Source organism: Mycolicibacterium madagascariense (assembly GCF_010729665.1).
GTDB lineage: Bacteria > Actinomycetota > Actinomycetes > Mycobacteriales > Mycobacteriaceae > Mycobacterium > Mycobacterium madagascariense.
On record NZ_AP022610.1, the window covers coordinates 4,983,393 to 4,998,113 of the forward strand.

Here is a 14,721-nt window from a genome sequence, read left to right on the forward strand (position 1 = left end):
CCGGGATCTCCGGCTCCGACGACACCGAGGGCGGTAACTCCGACTTCGTGGTGGTCGCCAACCGGCTGCCGATCGACATGGTGCGCCTGCCCGACGGCAGCACCGACTACAAGCGCAGTCCTGGCGGCCTCGTGACGGCGCTCGAACCCTTGCTGCGCAAGCGGCACGGCGCCTGGATCGGCTGGCCCGGGATCACCGACGGCGACGAAGAACCGATCTTCGAAGACGGGCTCGAGATGCGCCCGGTGCGCCTGTCGGACGACGACTTCGCCGAGTACTACGAGGGTTTCTCCAACGCGACCCTGTGGCCGCTCTACCACGACGTGATCGTCAAGCCGGTGTATCACCGCTCGTGGTGGGACCGCTACGTCGAGGTGAACCGTCGCTTCGCCGAGGCCACCGCCAGCGCAGCCGCGCACGGCGCCACGGTGTGGGTGCAGGACTACCAGTTGCAGCTGGTGCCCAAGATGCTGCGCATGCTGCGCCCGGACCTGACGATCGGCTTCTTCCTGCACATCCCGTTTCCCCCGGTCGAGCTGTTCATGCAGATGCCGTGGCGCACCGAGATCATCGAGGGCCTCCTCGGCGCCGACCTGGTGGGCTTCCATCTGCCCGGCGGCGCGCAGAACTTCATGATCCTGGCCCGACGGCTCGTCGGCGCCAACACGTCGCGGGCCAGCGTGGGCGTGCGCTCCCGGTTCGGTGAGATCCAGGTCGGCTTCCGCACGGTCAAGGTCGGTGCGTTCCCCATCTCGATCGACTCCGACGACCTCGACGCCAAGGCGCGCCACCGCGACGTCCGTCAGCGCGTCAAGGACATTCGCGCGGAGTTGGGACATCCGCGCAAGGTGCTCCTCGGCGTGGACCGGCTGGACTACACCAAGGGCATCGACGTCCGCCTGCATGCGTTCTCCGAGCTGCTCGACGAGGGCCGCGTCGACGCGAGCGACACCGTGCTCGTCCAACTGGCGACCCCGAGCCGGGAGCGCGTCGAGAGCTACAAGGCCATGCGCGAGGACATCGAGCGCCAGGTCGGTCACATCAACGGCGAGTACGGCCAGGTCGGGCATGCGGTCGTGCACTACGTGCACCGGGCGCTGCCGCGCGACGAGCTCATTGCGTTCTTCGTGGCGGCCGACGTCATGCTGGTGACTCCCCTACGCGACGGCATGAACCTCGTCGCGAAGGAGTACGTCGCCTGTCGCAGCGACCTCGGCGGTGCGCTCGTACTGAGCGAATTCACCGGCGCCGCAGCCGAACTGCGCCAGGCGTATCTGACCAACCCGCATCACCTCGACGGGGTGAAGGACGCGATCGAGGCGGCGCTGACGCAGTCGCCCGAGGAGGGCCGCCGCCGCATGCGGGCGATGCGCCGTCAGGTGCTGGCCCATGACGTCGACCGGTGGGCCCGCTCGTTCCTCGACGCCCTCACCGCGACGAAGGACACCGTCAGATCGGAGTGATGTCCTGGATCCGCCAGTCCCGGCCGACCTTCTGGTAGTCGACCCGCAGGCGGCTGCCGTCGTAGAGCGGCTGCTTGGTCTTGTCGGTGAGGGTGCGGTTCATGAACACCATCACCGAGCCCGACGTGCGGTGTGCGGCAAGCATTCCCACGCCGACGACGTTGACCTGGCTGACGATCTGGCGGTCCTTGGCCGCGGGCACCACGTTCTTGGTGGTGTCCTCTTCGTACTCGCGACGGAAGTCCGGGGTCAGCAGTTTGGCGGCGTCGATGCGGCTGCGCTCGATGGTCTGGTAGTCGAAGCCCAGGATCATCGGAATCTGCTGGGCCGCCAGCCCCGGTAGCTCGGCGCTGGTCTCCTGAGCGCCGACGCGCTCGACGCGGTTCCAGTACAGGATGCCGCCGACGCCGCTCAGCACCACGAACGCCAGCGCGAGCAGCGCGCCGACGAGCACCACCAGCCTGGACTGCAGGCGGCCCATCAGTTGCCTCCGTCGGGATACTTCAGGTCGTAGCCGGTCATGCGGCCGTTGTCGTCCTCGTGCACGATGACCCGGAGCCGGTAGGGCTTGGAGGGCGCGTTCACGCCGTCGATGTTGGTGACGGTCACCCGCACCGAGACCAGCACCGAGGCGTTGTCGGCGGTCTCGTCGATCTTCTCCAGTGCGGCGCCGTTGATGACGGCCTCCGAACTGGCGTTCGTGTCGTGGAAGATGGCCTTGAGGTTGTCGACGTTGTTGCCCTGGCTCATCATGTCGCGCAGCGGTCCGCTGAGGCCGTCGACGAACCGGTTCACGCTCTCGTCGATGGTGTTTTGGGTGTAGCTGAACATGTTGACCACGGTCTGCGACGCCGTGTCGACGAATCGCTGATCCCGGGCGGTGGCCGCCTCGGCGTGCCGCTGCTGCACCAGGAGCAGAGCGACCAACCCGCCGATGACCGCGACGAGGACGGCGGTGCTGCCGACGCCCAGCGCGGCCACCAGGGCGCCGTGGGACCGGCGCCGCGGCGGCGGCCCAACGGGTTTGGCGGGACGCACCCGCACGACCGCGGGTGAGTCGACGACCACCTGCGTCGGCGCCTCGGGCACGACGCCGGTGGCCGGGCCCGCGGCCCGCGACGCCCGCCTGCGCGGGGCAGTCTTCGTCCCCGAATCGGGTGTCTCACTCACTTACGCCTGCCTCGGATCCAACATCAGGTCGACCCACGTCTCTGCGGAGTTGACCTTGTCCATGCCGCTGGCGTAGACGCCCGTTCCCCCCGCGGGGTCGACGAATACGCCGGTCTTGGAATCGTACGTCGTCGTGGCGGGAGCGCTCGCCTGCGGCGGCGTCCCGTCGGCGGGCGCCGGCGGCACGTCGGCCGGTGCCGGAGCTGGTGCAGGAGCCGGAGCGGGCGCCGGGGGTGGCGGGGCGTCGGGCGCGGGTCTGCCGTAGGGCGGCACGATCTGGTCCGGCGGCGCGTCGAACGGGTGCGGCGGCGGCGGTGGCCCCGGGTCACTCGGCGGGTAGGGCAGCGGGAACGGCGCATTCGGCGCCGGGCCCGGGCCGGGTGCGACGCCGGGCGGCAGCTGCACCACCGGTGGTCCGGGGTCGTAGTCCGCACCCGGTGGGATCATCGGAAACTTGTTGGGCGGGGTGATGTTTCGGTCATTGGTGACGGGCGTGCTGCCGTACGGGACCGGCGGACCGCGCCACGGGTTGCTGCCCAGCGGTACGTACCCGCGGGGGTCGCGGCACAGCTGAATCGTCGGCGCCCGGCGGCCGGGGAACTCCTGGCAGGGATAGTTGCGTGCGCCGCGCACCACGGACGGATCGTTCTGGGCGGCCTTGCAGTAGAGGTCCGTCGGCAGGTCGCGCAGCGTCGTGTCGGCGGGCGTCCTGATCAGCGGCGGGGGGATGAACCCGACCGAGCAGGGCGGCGGATCGCCGAGGTCGACCTTGAAGTCGAGCTTGCCGCCCTCGTCGGTGGGCACGCCGCCCGCCACCGTGTTCAACGCGGCGAGCAGGGCGGGGAAGATGACCAGGGCCTGCTCGATCGACTTGTGGTAGATCACGCCGATGCGGCCGACGTTCGCGAGGTTGGCCGCCAGCACGGGGAAGCTGGGCCGGATGCCCTCGAACGTGGTGTCGGCCGCCTGCGCCGCACCCGGCGCGGTCTGCAGCACCGAGCGCAGCTGCGGATCGGCGTGGGTGACCTCGGTGGTGAACCTGGCCAGCCCGTCGGCGAGTGACTTGACGTCGTCACCGCTGCGGATCTGGGCGTCGAGGAAGGGACCGGCCTGGTCGATCAGCTGGTTGATCTGGCCGGAGTTGGCGTTGGCCTCGTCGACGATCAGCCGGGTCGACTGGATGATGCGCGACAGCTCGGGCCCGGATCCGTTGAACGCCTTGAACGTCTCGCGCAGCAGATCCTGCAGGCGGCTGTTCCCGACGCTGTTGACCAACGAATTCGCTTGCGTCAGAAGGTCGTCGATGTCCTGACCGATCGCGGTGCGGTCCAGGCCGATGTTCGCGCCGTCGGCCAGCATTCGCTTCGAGGGGTCGGCCGGGGGCACCAGGTCGACGTACTGCTCACCGACGGCGGACACGCTCTTCACGGTGGCGGTGACGTTGTCGGGCACCGGCGTGTCGGTGTTGAGCCGCATGGTGGCGACCACGGCGTCCTTGTCGAGGCCCACCTGCTCGACGCGTCCGATGGTCACGCCGCGGTAGGTGACGTTGGCGTTCTGATAGAGCCCGCCGCCCGCCTTGAAGTCCGCCGTCACGCGGTAGGCCCCGAGACCGACCGCCGCGGGCAGGTGCAGGTAGAAGGTGGAGATCAGGCCGACGCAGATCACCGTGACGATCGCGAAGATCGTCAACTGGATGCGGGTGAGACGGTCCAGCACTAGGGCTTCCCCCCGTCGTGCTGGGTCGCCGTGCCCGGCGGGATCTTGAACGGATCGGCGGCCTGTCCGGACAGATTCGCCATTGCCCCGGTGAGGAAGTCGGGCGGGTTGACGACCTCGTCGAGGTGCTTCATGTTCGGGTCGAGGCCCTTGGAGGTGGTGAACACCGACTCACCCGTGCGGCGCACCGTGAGGTCGAACGTCACGAACACGTTGAGGTAGTCACCGCGCACCGCGTTGCGCAGGTACTTGTAGTGGAACGGGAACGTCGGGAGGAACTCGAGGTCCTTGATGAAGTCGTCGGCATTGTCGTTGAGCGCCTTGATGACTGGATACAGGTCCTTGAAGTCGGCCGCGAAGTCGTCCTTGATGCCCGAGAGCACGTGGGCACCCACGTTGGCGAAGGTCCGCAGGGCGGTGAACGCGTCGACGATGTTGGTGCGGTTGTCGTTGAGCACCTTGAGCGCGGCGGGCAGGCTGTCCAGCGCGCGCCCGAGGCTGTCCTTGCTCTTGGCCAGGATTCCGGCGAAGCGGTTCAGCCCGTCGAGAGCGGAGATGATGTCACCGGTCTGCTGCTCGAGGGACGTGGTCAGCTCGGCCAGCCGCGGGATGAGGTCGGCGAACTGTCCGGAGCGGCCGGCGACGGCCGCGAACGTCTCGTCGGTGATGTCTTGCAGCGCACCGAGATTGCCCTTGTTGACCACGACACCGAGGGACGACAGCACTTCCTCGGTGGTGGGATAGCGACCGGCCCGCTCGAGGGGGATGTTCGAACCGTCGCGCAGCCTGCCGTCGGGCGGTTGGTCCACCGGCGGCGCGAGGTCGATGTGCTGTGACCCCAGCAGCGAGGTCTGGGCGACCTTCGCGGTCGCGTTGGCGGGCAGGTCGACGCTGCCGTTCAACGACACCTTGACCGCCGCATAAAAGCTGCCGTCGGGCTTCTGCCGGGCCTCCACGCCGGACACGCTGCCGACGGTGACGTCGTCGACCATGACCGGCGAGTTCTGCGGCAGCGTCGCGACGTCGGGCAGCTCGACGGTGACGGTGTAGGAACCGCTGCCGTGCCCCTCGGTGCCCGGCATGTCCAGTGAGTTGAGGCCACCGAAGGCGCAGCCGGCCAGCAGCACCGCGCCGGAGCCGATGACCACGGAGTTGCGACCGAGGCGTAACGCCGTGCGCGACAACGATTTCGGCATCAGTTACCTCCCGACTCGGCAGGCAGTGGCGCGGCCGGCGGCGGGGCGGCGGCTGGCGGGCCGGCGGCGGGGCCCGGGTCCGGCGCGGGTCCCGGCAACGGTCCGGCACCGTCGGGCGGGGTGCTGTACCCCATCTGCGGCGCACCCGCCTGCGACACCTGACCCGGTATCGGGGGCGGCGGCAGCAGCAGGTCACTGATCCGACCGTCGGGTCCGATGGTCGGCGGCGTCACGCCGGGCGCGGGCTGCCACTGCAGGTACGGCACGGGCGTCTGGGCCTTCGCCTCGGTCGCGGGGGTGTCGTAGATGATCTGGCCCTTGTACGCCGTGATGCTGTTGATCGGATGGAACAGGATGGGCGGGTAGTTCACGGCAAGGCGCTTGAACACCGGGCCCATCCGCTCGCGGCAGATCTCCGCGCGCTTGTAGTTGTCCGGTGACGCGCCGACGTCGAACGTGCCGCCGCAGATGAACTGCACCGGGTTGGCGAAGTTGGGCAGCGACAGCAGGCCGCCGACGGTGCCCTGCGCGGGGTTGTAGATGTTGTAGAAGTTCGCCAGCCCATTCGGCGTGATGTGCAGGATCTGCTCGATGTCGTCGCTGTGCTCGGTCAGGATGTTGGTGAAGTCGGTGAGCTTGCCGATCTGGGCGATAAGGGCCTGATTGTTCTGGTTCAGGAAACCCCTGACGTCGACGAGCGCCTGATTCAGCGCGCCCAGCGTCTGGTCGAGGTCCTTGCCGCTGTCGGCGAGCACCTGCGACACCGAGGCGACGTGGTTGGTGAACTGCACGATCTGCTCGTTGCTGTTGGACAGTGCGTTGACGAGCACCTGCAGGTTGCGCACCGTGCCGAACAGGTCGGCGCGGGAATCGCCGAGGCGGCCCGCCGTCTGGGACAGTTCGCGCAGCGCATTGCGGAACGAGTCGCCGTTGCCGTCGAACGTGTCGGCCGCCTGGTTGACGAAGGCGGCCAGCGGACCCTGCAGGTCGCCCTGCTGAGGACCGAGCGACGCACTCAGTTCGGTCAGCTGCTTCTTGACGTCGTCCCACTCGACGGGCACGCCGGTGCGGTCGAGGCCGATCTGGGCGCCGTCGGCCATCACCGGGCCGTTGGTGTAGGCCGGGGTGAACTGAATGAACCTGGCCGACACCAGGTTTGGCGCGATGATGATCGCGCGGGCGTCGGCGGGCAGCTTGACCCCGCTGTCGACGTCCATCGTGACCTTGACGTCCTCCGCCCGCGGTTCGATGGAGCGGATCTTGCCGACCGGCACGCCGACCACCCGGATGTCGTCACCCGGGTAGAGGCCCACCGTGGACGGGAAGTACGCGGTGACCTGGTGGCTCTTGGCCTGCGGCCACACCAGGTACGCGCCACCCAGCAGCCCGACCACCAGCATCGCGATGACGGCGATGCGCAGCACCCGGGGGGTCGACGACGGCGAACTGTGTTGGCTCATGGCGACTTCGGCCTAATGATCAGGCGCTCGGAGATGAACCCGCGCAGATAGTCGGCGAGGCTGTCCGGCAGCTTGCCCGGCTGGAAGTACGTGTCCAACAGCACTTCCGACAGCGTCGCGGGTGGCAGTCCGTAGAGGTTGATCTGGAAGCCGGGACCCGATCCGACGACCTCGCCGAGGGCCGTCGCGTAGGGCGGCAGGCGCTTGAGCGCCTCGCCGATGTGGTCGCGGCGCGCCAGCAGGTCGTCCAGGACCGCATTCAGCTTCTGCAGGGCCGGGTTGAACTCGCGCTTGTTGTCGGCCACGAAGCCCGAGAGCTGTTGGGAGACACCCTGAATCCCACCGATGAGCTCGCTGAGCGCCTGCCGCCGCTCGTCGAGTGCGGCGAACAGCTCGTTGCCGTCGGTGATCAGCTGGTTGACCTGACCGGCCCGCTGGGCGAGGGTGTCGGACACCTTCTTGGCATGGGCGAGCAGCTGTTCGAGCGCTTCGTCGCGCTTGTTCAGGCTGCGCGACAGACCCGCCACGCCGTCCAGGGCGCCGCGCAGCTCGGGCGTCGCGTCGTGCAGCGTGTCGGTCAGCGTCTGCAGCGCCTGCTCGAACCTCGGCTTGTCCAGCTCGCCGGCGTTCTCGCCGAGATCCTGCAGCGCGGTGTTGAGGGTGTACGGAGTCGTGGTGCGGCCCAAGGGAATCACCGTCGAGCTGCCCGCGCCCTTCGGAGCCACCGACAGCGACTTCTGCCCCAGCACGGTGTCGGTCTTGATCGACACCAGCGACTGGTCGCCGACGCGCACCTTGCGATCGACGGTGAAGTTCACCTTGGCCGAAGCGCCGGCCAATTCGATCGAGGACACCTTGCCGACCTTGATGCCCGACACGCTGACGTCGCTGCCGGGGGTGATGCCACCCGCGTCGGTGAAGTACGCGACGTAGTTCTTGCCCTGCGGCCAGAACGGCAGACCGGTGTAGCCGAACGACACCAGCACGAGGCACGTGACCAGGGCGATGCCGAAGATTCCGGTGCGGACGGGATTGCCTTCGCCGGGTTTAGCCATTGTCGGAACACCTCCCCTTCGACGGATCGGGCGGCCCACCGAACGGGATCAGGATGTCACTGCCCGCCGGGCCGTTGATCTTGATCCGGATCGAGCAGTAGTAGATGTTGAAGAACGACCCGTAGGCGCCAAGGGCGTTAAGCCGCAGATAGTTCTCGGCGAGCGGCTCGATGACCTTGTTGACGTCGGCCTTGCGCTCGTCCATCCGCTGGGCGAACGGGCGGAGGTTCTCGATGACGCCCTGCACCGGTCGGCGGCCGTGGAGCAACAGGTCGGTCAGATCGCTGGTCGCCGAGGCCAGCGGCGGGATGGCGCCCGCGATCGGGTCGCGGTTCTGGGCGAGGCCGGTGATGAGCTGCTGCAACTGGTTGACGCTGGAGTCGAACTGGGCGCCCTTGGCGTCGATCGTGCCGAGCACCGCATTGAGGTTGTTGATGGTGTCGCCGATGAGCTGGTCGCGCGCCGAGAGGTCCTGAGTGAACGACGACGTGCTGGCCAGCAGCGTGGCCAGCGAGCCGCCCTGCCCCTGCAGCAGCTCGATGATCGCGTTGCTGACCTCGTTGACCTTGTTGCCGTCGAGACCCTTGAGCACGGGACGCAGACCGCCGAGCAGCGCGTCGAGGTCCAGCGCCGGCTGCGTGTTCGACTTCGGAATGGTCGCACCGACCGGCAGCTTGCGCAATTCGCCTGGGCCAGAAGTGATTTCGAGGTAGCGATCACCGACCAGGTTCTGGTAGCGCACCACGGCCCGGGTGGAGGTGTAGAGCTGATAGCGGTCGTCGACGTCGAACGTCACGTCGACGGTGTTGTCGGGGTTGAGGTCGACGCCCTCCACCGAACCGACCGGCACCCCGGCGATCCGGACGTCCTGGCCCGGCTTGAGCCGCGACGCCTCGGTGAACGTGGCGTGGAACGTGCGACCCGACGCGAAGCGGAACTGGCCGAACACCACCACCAGGCCCGCGGCCACCAGCAGCATGACGACGGTGAAGATGCTGACGTTGAGGAGCGTGCGATCGCGCTTCATCAGTAGTCATCCCTTTCCGCGTAGGCGCCGTGGAACAGGAACTGCAGCGTGGACGGAGCGTCGAACTGCAGCTCGGTGTTCGGCTGGAACGGGACGTAGGCGTTGTCGGTGACGAGGAACGGCGTGTGGTACCACGACCCGCCGTACTGCTTGCTCGGCACGTCGGGCAGGCCCCGGCAGTTGGGCCCGCCGGACGCATTGACCATGGGCAGGCTCTCCGGGTAGGTGTACGCCGGTGCGCCGGGCAGGAAGTTCGACGCGACGAACAGGCCGGGCCGGATGCCGCCGATGATCGGGGCGAAGCGGTCGACCGCGATCGACGTGCCCTTGAGGATGCACCCGATCTCCGGTGAGTAGTCACCCGCCACCTTGAGCGGGGCCCGCAGTCGCTGGACGGCGGCGATCAGGTCCTCGGCGCCGGGCTGCAGCGTCGCGGTGCCGTTGTTGGCCAACCCGGTCGCGGCCAGCAGCGTGGCGTTCAGGTTGTCCTGCTGATCGACGAGGGTCTTGCTGATGGTGGGCAGGTTGTCGAACACCGTCACCAGATCGGGTGCGGCGTCGGCATAGACGTTGCCGACCTGGCCGGTCTGCTGGAAGACCTGCTGGAGCTCGGGCAGCTTCGGGTTGAACTTCTGCAGGAACGTGCTCAGCCCGGACAGCGACGCGCCGAGGTCGTCGCCGTTGCCGCGCAGACCTTCGCCCAGCGCACTGAGCGTGGCGTTGAGGTCGATCGGGTCGATCTTCTGCAGGGTGTCGGTGAGCGACTGGAAGAGCGTGTTGACCTCGAGTTGCACGTCGGGCGCGGCGACCTGGGTGCCCGGCCGCAGCGAGCCGCCCTCCGGTTGCTCGGGGGTCAGGAACTCCACCGACTTGGCGCCGAACACCGTGGTGCTCGCGATGCGCACCTTGGCGTTGGCGGGCACGTAGCGCAGCTCGCTGCTGTCGACCGACAGCGTCAGCTTCGCGCGGTCGCCGGCGTAGTCGATCGCCGACACCTTCCCGATCTGGATGCCGCGGTACTTGACCTTGGCGTCGGTCTCCATCACCAGGCCGGCGCGCGGCGCGGTCACCGTGATGGTGTCGGTGGGGGTGAAGGCCGCGGTGTAGGACAGGTAGGTGAAGACGACGGCGACGAGCAGCACGGCCGCGAGGATCGCCGCGGCGATCCGCACGTGACTGCGCTTGGCGTCACCCATCTCTCGACCCTTCTATCCGGACAGGTTGAAGTTGCCCGACGCGCCGTAGACGGCCAGGGAGATGAACAGGGTGATCGTGACGACGACGATCAGCGAGGTCCGCACGGCCTGCCCGACGGCGATGCCGACGCCGACCGGTCCGCCGGACGCGTTGTAGCCGTAGAAGGTGTGCACCAGCATCACGGCGATGGACATGACGATGGCCTGCAGGAACGACCACAGCAGATCCGTCGGCACCAGGAACGTGTTGAAGTAGTGGTCGTAGAGACCCGCGGACTGTCCGTTGATGAACACGGTGGTGAACCGCGCCGCGAAGAAGGCCGCGAGCACGGACAGGGAGTAGAGCGGGACGATCGCGATCAGGCCCGCGATGATCCGGGTCGAGACGAGGTAGGACACCGAGTGCACGGCCATCGCCTCGACGGCGTCGATCTCCTCGGCCACGCGCATCGCGCCCAACTGTGCGGTGGTGCCCGCACCGATGGTGGCGGCCAGGGCGATGCCCGCGATGACCGGCGCGACGATGCGGACGTTGAGGAACGCCGAGAGGAATCCGGTGAGCGCCTCGATGCCGATGTTGCCCAACGACGAATAACCCTGGACCGCGATGACGCCGCCGGAGGCCAGGGTCAGGAAGGCGGCGACGCCGACCGTGCCGCCGATCATCACCAAAGCGCCTGCGCCCATGGTCATTTCGGCGATCAGCCGGATCGTCTCGCGGCGGTACCGGGTCAGCGCGTTGGGGATGTACCGTACCGACTCCCCGTAGAACAGGGCTTGCTCGCCGATGACGTCGACGGCCTTGGGCACCCCGCGGAAGAACCGCCGGATGCGCAGCGTGGCGTCGTAGCTCATCGCGACCGTCTCTTCTTCGCCCAAGCGCTCATCGCGACCGTCTCTTCTTCGCGCAAGCGCTCATCATGACCGTCTCTTCTTCGCGCAAGCGCTCATCAGCGGGCCAACACTCGGACCCCGACCGCCGTCAGAATCACGTTGATGACGAACAGGCAGATGAACGCGTAGACCACGGTCTCGTTCACGGCCACGCCGACGCCCTTGGGGCCGCCCTTTACCGTCAGCCCCCGGTAGCAGCCGACGAGGCCGGCCATCAAGCCGAACAGCAGCGCCTTGAACATCGCGAGGACGAGCTCGCCGAGCCCGGTGAGGATGGTGAGCCCGTTGATGAAGGCGCCCGGGTTGACGCCCTGGAGGAAGACCGAGAAGACGTAGCCACCGGAGATGCCGATCGCACACACCAGACCGTTGAGCAGCAGCGCCACCAGCGTGGAGGCCAGCACGCGGGGCACCACCAGTCGCTGGATCGGATCGATGCCCAGCACCCGCATCGCGTCGATCTCCTCGCGGATGGTGCGGGCACCGAGGTCGGCGCAGATCGCGGTCGCCCCGGCGCCGGCCACGACGAGCACCGTGACCACGGGGCCCAGCTGGGTGATGGTGCCGAACGCCGTACCGGCGCCGGAGAGGTCCGCCGCGCCGATCTCGCGCAGCAGGATGTTGAGCGTGAAGGCCACCAGCACGGTGAACGGGATGGCGACCAGCAGCGTCGGGATGAGCGAGACGCGCGCGATCATCCACGTCTGCTCGAGGAACTCGCGGAACTGGAACGGCCTGCGCCAGATCTTGACGAAGGTGTCCAGGGACATCTCGAAGAAGCCGCCAACGGCCCGAGCCGGAGCCGTCAGCTGTTCCTTCAACCTAGGCTCCATTCTCTCCGACGGGGTCGAGAAGTCTTTTGGCGAATCTTCGCCGACTCGGAGCCGCGACGCTTCCCCTACCCCGCGGTCGAGCGCTGCCCTGAGTGAGCCGGATCATATTAACTAGAACGTGTTCACAGTGTCAAAGAACGGAGAAATTGCCCAAGATCGACCTATCATCGCTGGTCAGAGCAGGTGTGACCAAGGTCATTCTGTAACGTGTTCTAGTGCTCACAGGAGACTGACAATCGAGACTGTCAGTCTCGCGACGACATCAGTGCGGTGGCCGAGAATCCCAACTCGGGGTCACGATCAGCAAAGTAGTCACCAAGCGTTGACCCTAGGTTGTCGACGGCCCAGGCGTCCGAATCCGCGGTGAACTGCTTCTCGGCCGTCGGCGCCGCCACCAACGTCACCGTCGGACCATAGACGATGAAGAGCTGGCCGTTGACGCCTTCGGCCGCGGGCGAGGACAAGAAGTGCACCAGGGTGACGACGTGCTCGGGGGACAACCCGTCGACCTGCCCCTCCGGCAGCTCGGGGGCGTCGCCGAACACGTCGGCGGTCATCGCCGTCCTGGCGCGCGGCGCGATCGCGTTGGCCCGCACCCCGTACCGGCCGAGGCCACGCGCCGCCGTCAGCGTCAGGGACGTGATCCCCGCCTTGGCGGCGCCGTAGTTGGCCTGCCCCACCGGGCCCGCGAGACCGGCCTCCGACGAGGTGTTGACGAGGCGGCCGTAGACGGTGCCGCCATTCTGCTTGGCCTTGTCGCGCCAGTAGGTCGCGGCATTGCGGGTGAGCAGGAAGTGACCGCGCAGGTGCACCGCGATGACGGCGTCCCAATCCTCGTCGGTCATGTTGAACAGCATCCGGTCCCGGGTGATGCCCGCGTTGTTCACGACGATCGCCAGCCCGCCGAGACCGTCGGCCGTGGCGACGAGTTCGTCGGCGGTGCTGCGCGCGCTGATGTCACCGGCCACCGCGACGCCCTTGGCGCCCACGGTGGCGATCTCGTCGAGGACGTCGGACCGGTCGAGGGCCCCCGCGACGTCGTTCACGACGACCGTCGCGCCCGCACGCGCCAGGCCGATCGCCTCGGCCCGTCCCAGCCCCGCGGCCGCGCCCGTCACCACGGCCACGCGGCCGCTCAAATCCGTCGATGCAGTGCTCACTTTACGAATACCTCTAGTCCTTGCGAAGGAGGGCGGCCCGCGGGCACTCGGCGATGGACTGCTCGGCCAGGGCCACCTGGTCGTCGGGCACCGGGTCGGCGGTGACCACGGCGTAGTCCTCGTCGTCCAGATCGAACAGGTCCGGGGCTATCCCCACGCACACCGCATTGCCCTCGCAACGGTCACGATCGACCTCCACCCGCATCAGAACCTCCTCGCCACGTGGTGCGGACGTCCCGCCCAGCGTCGGCACAGAATAACCGTGCCTGGATTCCAAGACTAGAACGTGTTACAACCGGGAAGGCCCAGTGCCACCCCGGAGCAATGCGCACAGGATAGGACGGCAGCGATGCGGATCGGCTACAGCCCCGAGCAAGAGGACTTGCGCCGCGAGTTGCGCTCGTACTTCGCCAGGTTGATGACCCCGGAGCGGGCCGAGGCACTCAGCGCGGGCGACGGCGGTGAGATGGGCCGCGGCAACGTCTACCGCGACACCGTCAAGCAGATGGGCACCGATGGGTGGCTGACCCTCAGTTGGCCCAAGGAGTACGGCGGCCAGGAACGCACGCCCATGGACGGGTTGATCTTCAACGACGAGGCGTCCATCGCGAACGTGCCGGTGCCGTTCCTGACGATCAACAGCGTCGCGCCGACGATCATGCACTTCGGCAGCGACGAGCAGAAGAAGTTCTTCCTGCCCAAGATCGCGGCGGGCGAGCTGCACTTCTCGATCGGCTACTCCGAGCCGGGCGCGGGCACCGACCTCGCCGCACTGCGCACGACCGCGGTGCGCGACGGCGACGACTACGTCGTCAACGGCCAGAAGATGTGGACCAGCCTCATCGCCTACGCCGACTACGTGTGGCTCGCGGTGCGCACCAACCCGGAGGCCAAGAAGCACCGGGGCATCTCGATGCTGATCATGCCGACCACCGCCGAGGGTTTCTCGTGGACCCCGGTGCACACGATGTCCGGCGTCGACACCAGCGCGACCTACTACCAGGACGTGCGGATCCCGGCGACCAACCTGGTCGGCGAGGAGAACGCCGGCTGGAAGCTGGTGACCAACCAGCTCAACCACGAACGCGTCGCGCTGGTCTCCGCCCAACCGGTGTTCGCCGCGCTCGGCGCCGTCCGCGAGTGGGCGCAGAACACCAAGGACGTACATGGCAACCGGCTCATCGACTCCGAGTGGGTGCAGCTGAACCTGGCGCGCGTGCACGCCAAGGCCGAGGTGCTCAAGCTGATCAACTGGGAGCTGGCGTCCGCGACGGACGACGCCCCCTCACCCGCCGACGCGTCGGCGGCCAAGGTCTACGGCACCGAGATGGCCACCGAGGCCTACCGCCTGCTGATGGAGGTGCTCGGCACGGCGGCCACCCTGCGTTCGGACTCGCGGGGTGCGCTGCTACGCGGCCGGGTCGAACGCATGCACCGGTCCTGCCTCATCCTCACCTTCGGCGGCGGTACCAACGAGATTCAGCGTGACATCATCGGCATGGTCGCCCTCGGCCTGCCCCGAGTGAACCGGTAACGGAGCGAGGACTC

At 67.9% G+C, this 14,721-nt stretch carries 14 protein-coding genes; 2 read left to right on the forward strand and 12 right to left on the reverse strand.

The window, feature by feature from the left end; all coding sequences use genetic code 11:
- Positions 1-5 precede the first annotated feature (5 nt).
- Positions 6-1,463, forward strand: coding sequence for an alpha,alpha-trehalose-phosphate synthase (UDP-forming) (locus G6N60_RS23600; RefSeq protein ID WP_246241302.1), 1,458 nt, complete (start codon positions 6-8; stop codon positions 1,461-1,463).
- Here G6N60_RS23600 and G6N60_RS23605 read toward each other — a convergent pair.
- The 12 genes from G6N60_RS23605 to G6N60_RS23660 all read right to left on the reverse strand — a co-directional run bounded on the left by G6N60_RS23605 (position 1,450) and on the right by G6N60_RS23660 (position 13,378).
- On the reverse strand, positions 1,450-1,944 hold the full coding sequence (locus G6N60_RS23605) for a mammalian cell entry protein (RefSeq protein WP_163741788.1): 495 nt from the start codon (positions 1,942-1,944) through the stop codon (positions 1,450-1,452). The two genes, G6N60_RS23600 and G6N60_RS23605, sit on opposite strands and share 14 nt — an antisense overlap.
- Entirely contained in the window at positions 1,944-2,633 is a 690-nt protein-coding gene (locus G6N60_RS23610; RefSeq protein ID WP_163741790.1) for an Rv1363c family protein, read from the reverse strand. Before G6N60_RS23610 ends, G6N60_RS23605 begins: the two co-directional genes overlap by 1 nt.
- The gene (locus G6N60_RS23615) at positions 2,634-4,352 is read right to left on the reverse strand and encodes a virulence factor Mce family protein (protein WP_163741792.1); all 1,719 of its coding nucleotides are present in this window, start codon (positions 4,350-4,352) and stop codon (positions 2,634-2,636) included.
- Entirely contained in the window at positions 4,352-5,548 is a 1,197-nt protein-coding gene (locus G6N60_RS23620; protein WP_163741794.1) for a virulence factor Mce family protein, read from the reverse strand. The genes G6N60_RS23615 and G6N60_RS23620 overlap by 1 nt, the downstream gene beginning before the upstream one ends.
- Positions 5,548-7,008, reverse strand: a complete 1,461-nt coding sequence (locus G6N60_RS23625) for an MCE family protein (protein WP_163741796.1) — start codon at positions 7,006-7,008, stop codon at positions 5,548-5,550. Before G6N60_RS23625 ends, G6N60_RS23620 begins: the two co-directional genes overlap by 1 nt.
- Positions 7,005-8,063 (reverse strand): virulence factor Mce family protein, encoded by a 1,059-nt coding sequence (locus G6N60_RS23630; protein ID WP_163741798.1) that lies wholly within the window; start codon positions 8,061-8,063, stop codon positions 7,005-7,007. Before G6N60_RS23630 ends, G6N60_RS23625 begins: the two co-directional genes overlap by 4 nt.
- Complete coding sequence (locus G6N60_RS23635) at positions 8,056-9,090, reverse strand: MCE family protein (RefSeq protein WP_163741800.1); 1,035 nt, start codon at positions 9,088-9,090, stop codon at positions 8,056-8,058. The genes G6N60_RS23630 and G6N60_RS23635 overlap by 8 nt, the downstream gene beginning before the upstream one ends.
- Positions 9,090-10,286, reverse strand: coding sequence for an MCE family protein (locus tag G6N60_RS23640; RefSeq protein WP_163741802.1), 1,197 nt, complete (start codon positions 10,284-10,286; stop codon positions 9,090-9,092). The genes G6N60_RS23635 and G6N60_RS23640 overlap by 1 nt, the downstream gene beginning before the upstream one ends.
- A 12-nt stretch (positions 10,287-10,298) precedes the next feature.
- On the reverse strand, positions 10,299-11,141 hold the full coding sequence (locus tag G6N60_RS23645) for an MlaE family ABC transporter permease (RefSeq protein WP_163741804.1): 843 nt from the start codon (positions 11,139-11,141) through the stop codon (positions 10,299-10,301).
- A gap of 95 nt (positions 11,142-11,236) precedes the next feature.
- Positions 11,237-11,950, reverse strand: coding sequence for an MlaE family ABC transporter permease (locus G6N60_RS23650; protein WP_372510995.1), 714 nt, complete (start codon positions 11,948-11,950; stop codon positions 11,237-11,239).
- Between the two features lie 308 nt (positions 11,951-12,258).
- On the reverse strand, positions 12,259-13,173 hold the full coding sequence (locus G6N60_RS23655; protein WP_163741807.1) for a 3-oxoacyl-ACP reductase: 915 nt from the start codon (positions 13,171-13,173) through the stop codon (positions 12,259-12,261).
- 13 nt (positions 13,174-13,186) lie between these two features.
- On the reverse strand, positions 13,187-13,378 hold the full coding sequence (locus G6N60_RS23660) for a ferredoxin (protein ID WP_163741809.1): 192 nt from the start codon (positions 13,376-13,378) through the stop codon (positions 13,187-13,189).
- Between the two features lie 144 nt (positions 13,379-13,522).
- On the opposite strand from G6N60_RS23660, the gene G6N60_RS23665 reads away from it, so the two are divergent.
- Positions 13,523-14,707, forward strand: a complete 1,185-nt coding sequence (locus G6N60_RS23665) for an acyl-CoA dehydrogenase family protein (protein WP_163741811.1) — start codon at positions 13,523-13,525, stop codon at positions 14,705-14,707.
- Positions 14,708-14,721: the final 14 nt, after the last annotated feature.

What these genes read in the sequence shown, in the direction of transcription:
- G6N60_RS23635 (WP_163741800.1), bottom strand. Translation starts at nt 9,090, where the DNA reads ATGAAGCGCGATCGCACGCTCCTCAACGTCAGCATCTTCACCGTCGTC.
- G6N60_RS23665 (WP_163741811.1), top strand. Translation starts at nt 13,523, where the DNA reads ATGCGGATCGGCTACAGCCCCGAGCAAGAGGACTTGCGCCGCGAGTTG.
- G6N60_RS23620 (WP_163741794.1), bottom strand. Translation starts at nt 5,548, where the DNA reads ATGCCGAAATCGTTGTCGCGCACGGCGTTACGCCTCGGTCGCAACTCC.
- G6N60_RS23645 (WP_163741804.1), bottom strand. Translation starts at nt 11,141, where the DNA reads ATGAGCTACGACGCCACGCTGCGCATCCGGCGGTTCTTCCGCGGGGTG.
- G6N60_RS23660 (WP_163741809.1), bottom strand. Translation starts at nt 13,378, where the DNA reads ATGCGGGTGGAGGTCGATCGTGACCGTTGCGAGGGCAATGCGGTGTGC.
- G6N60_RS23605 (WP_163741788.1), bottom strand. Translation starts at nt 1,944, where the DNA reads ATGGGCCGCCTGCAGTCCAGGCTGGTGGTGCTCGTCGGCGCGCTGCTC.
- G6N60_RS23640 (WP_163741802.1), bottom strand. Translation starts at nt 10,286, where the DNA reads ATGGGTGACGCCAAGCGCAGTCACGTGCGGATCGCCGCGGCGATCCTC.
- G6N60_RS23630 (WP_163741798.1), bottom strand. Translation starts at nt 8,063, where the DNA reads ATGGCTAAACCCGGCGAAGGCAATCCCGTCCGCACCGGAATCTTCGGC.
- G6N60_RS23650 (WP_372510995.1), bottom strand. Translation starts at nt 11,950, where the DNA reads ATGTCCCTGGACACCTTCGTCAAGATCTGGCGCAGGCCGTTCCAGTTC.
- G6N60_RS23625 (WP_163741796.1), bottom strand. Translation starts at nt 7,008, where the DNA reads ATGAGCCAACACAGTTCGCCGTCGTCGACCCCCCGGGTGCTGCGCATC.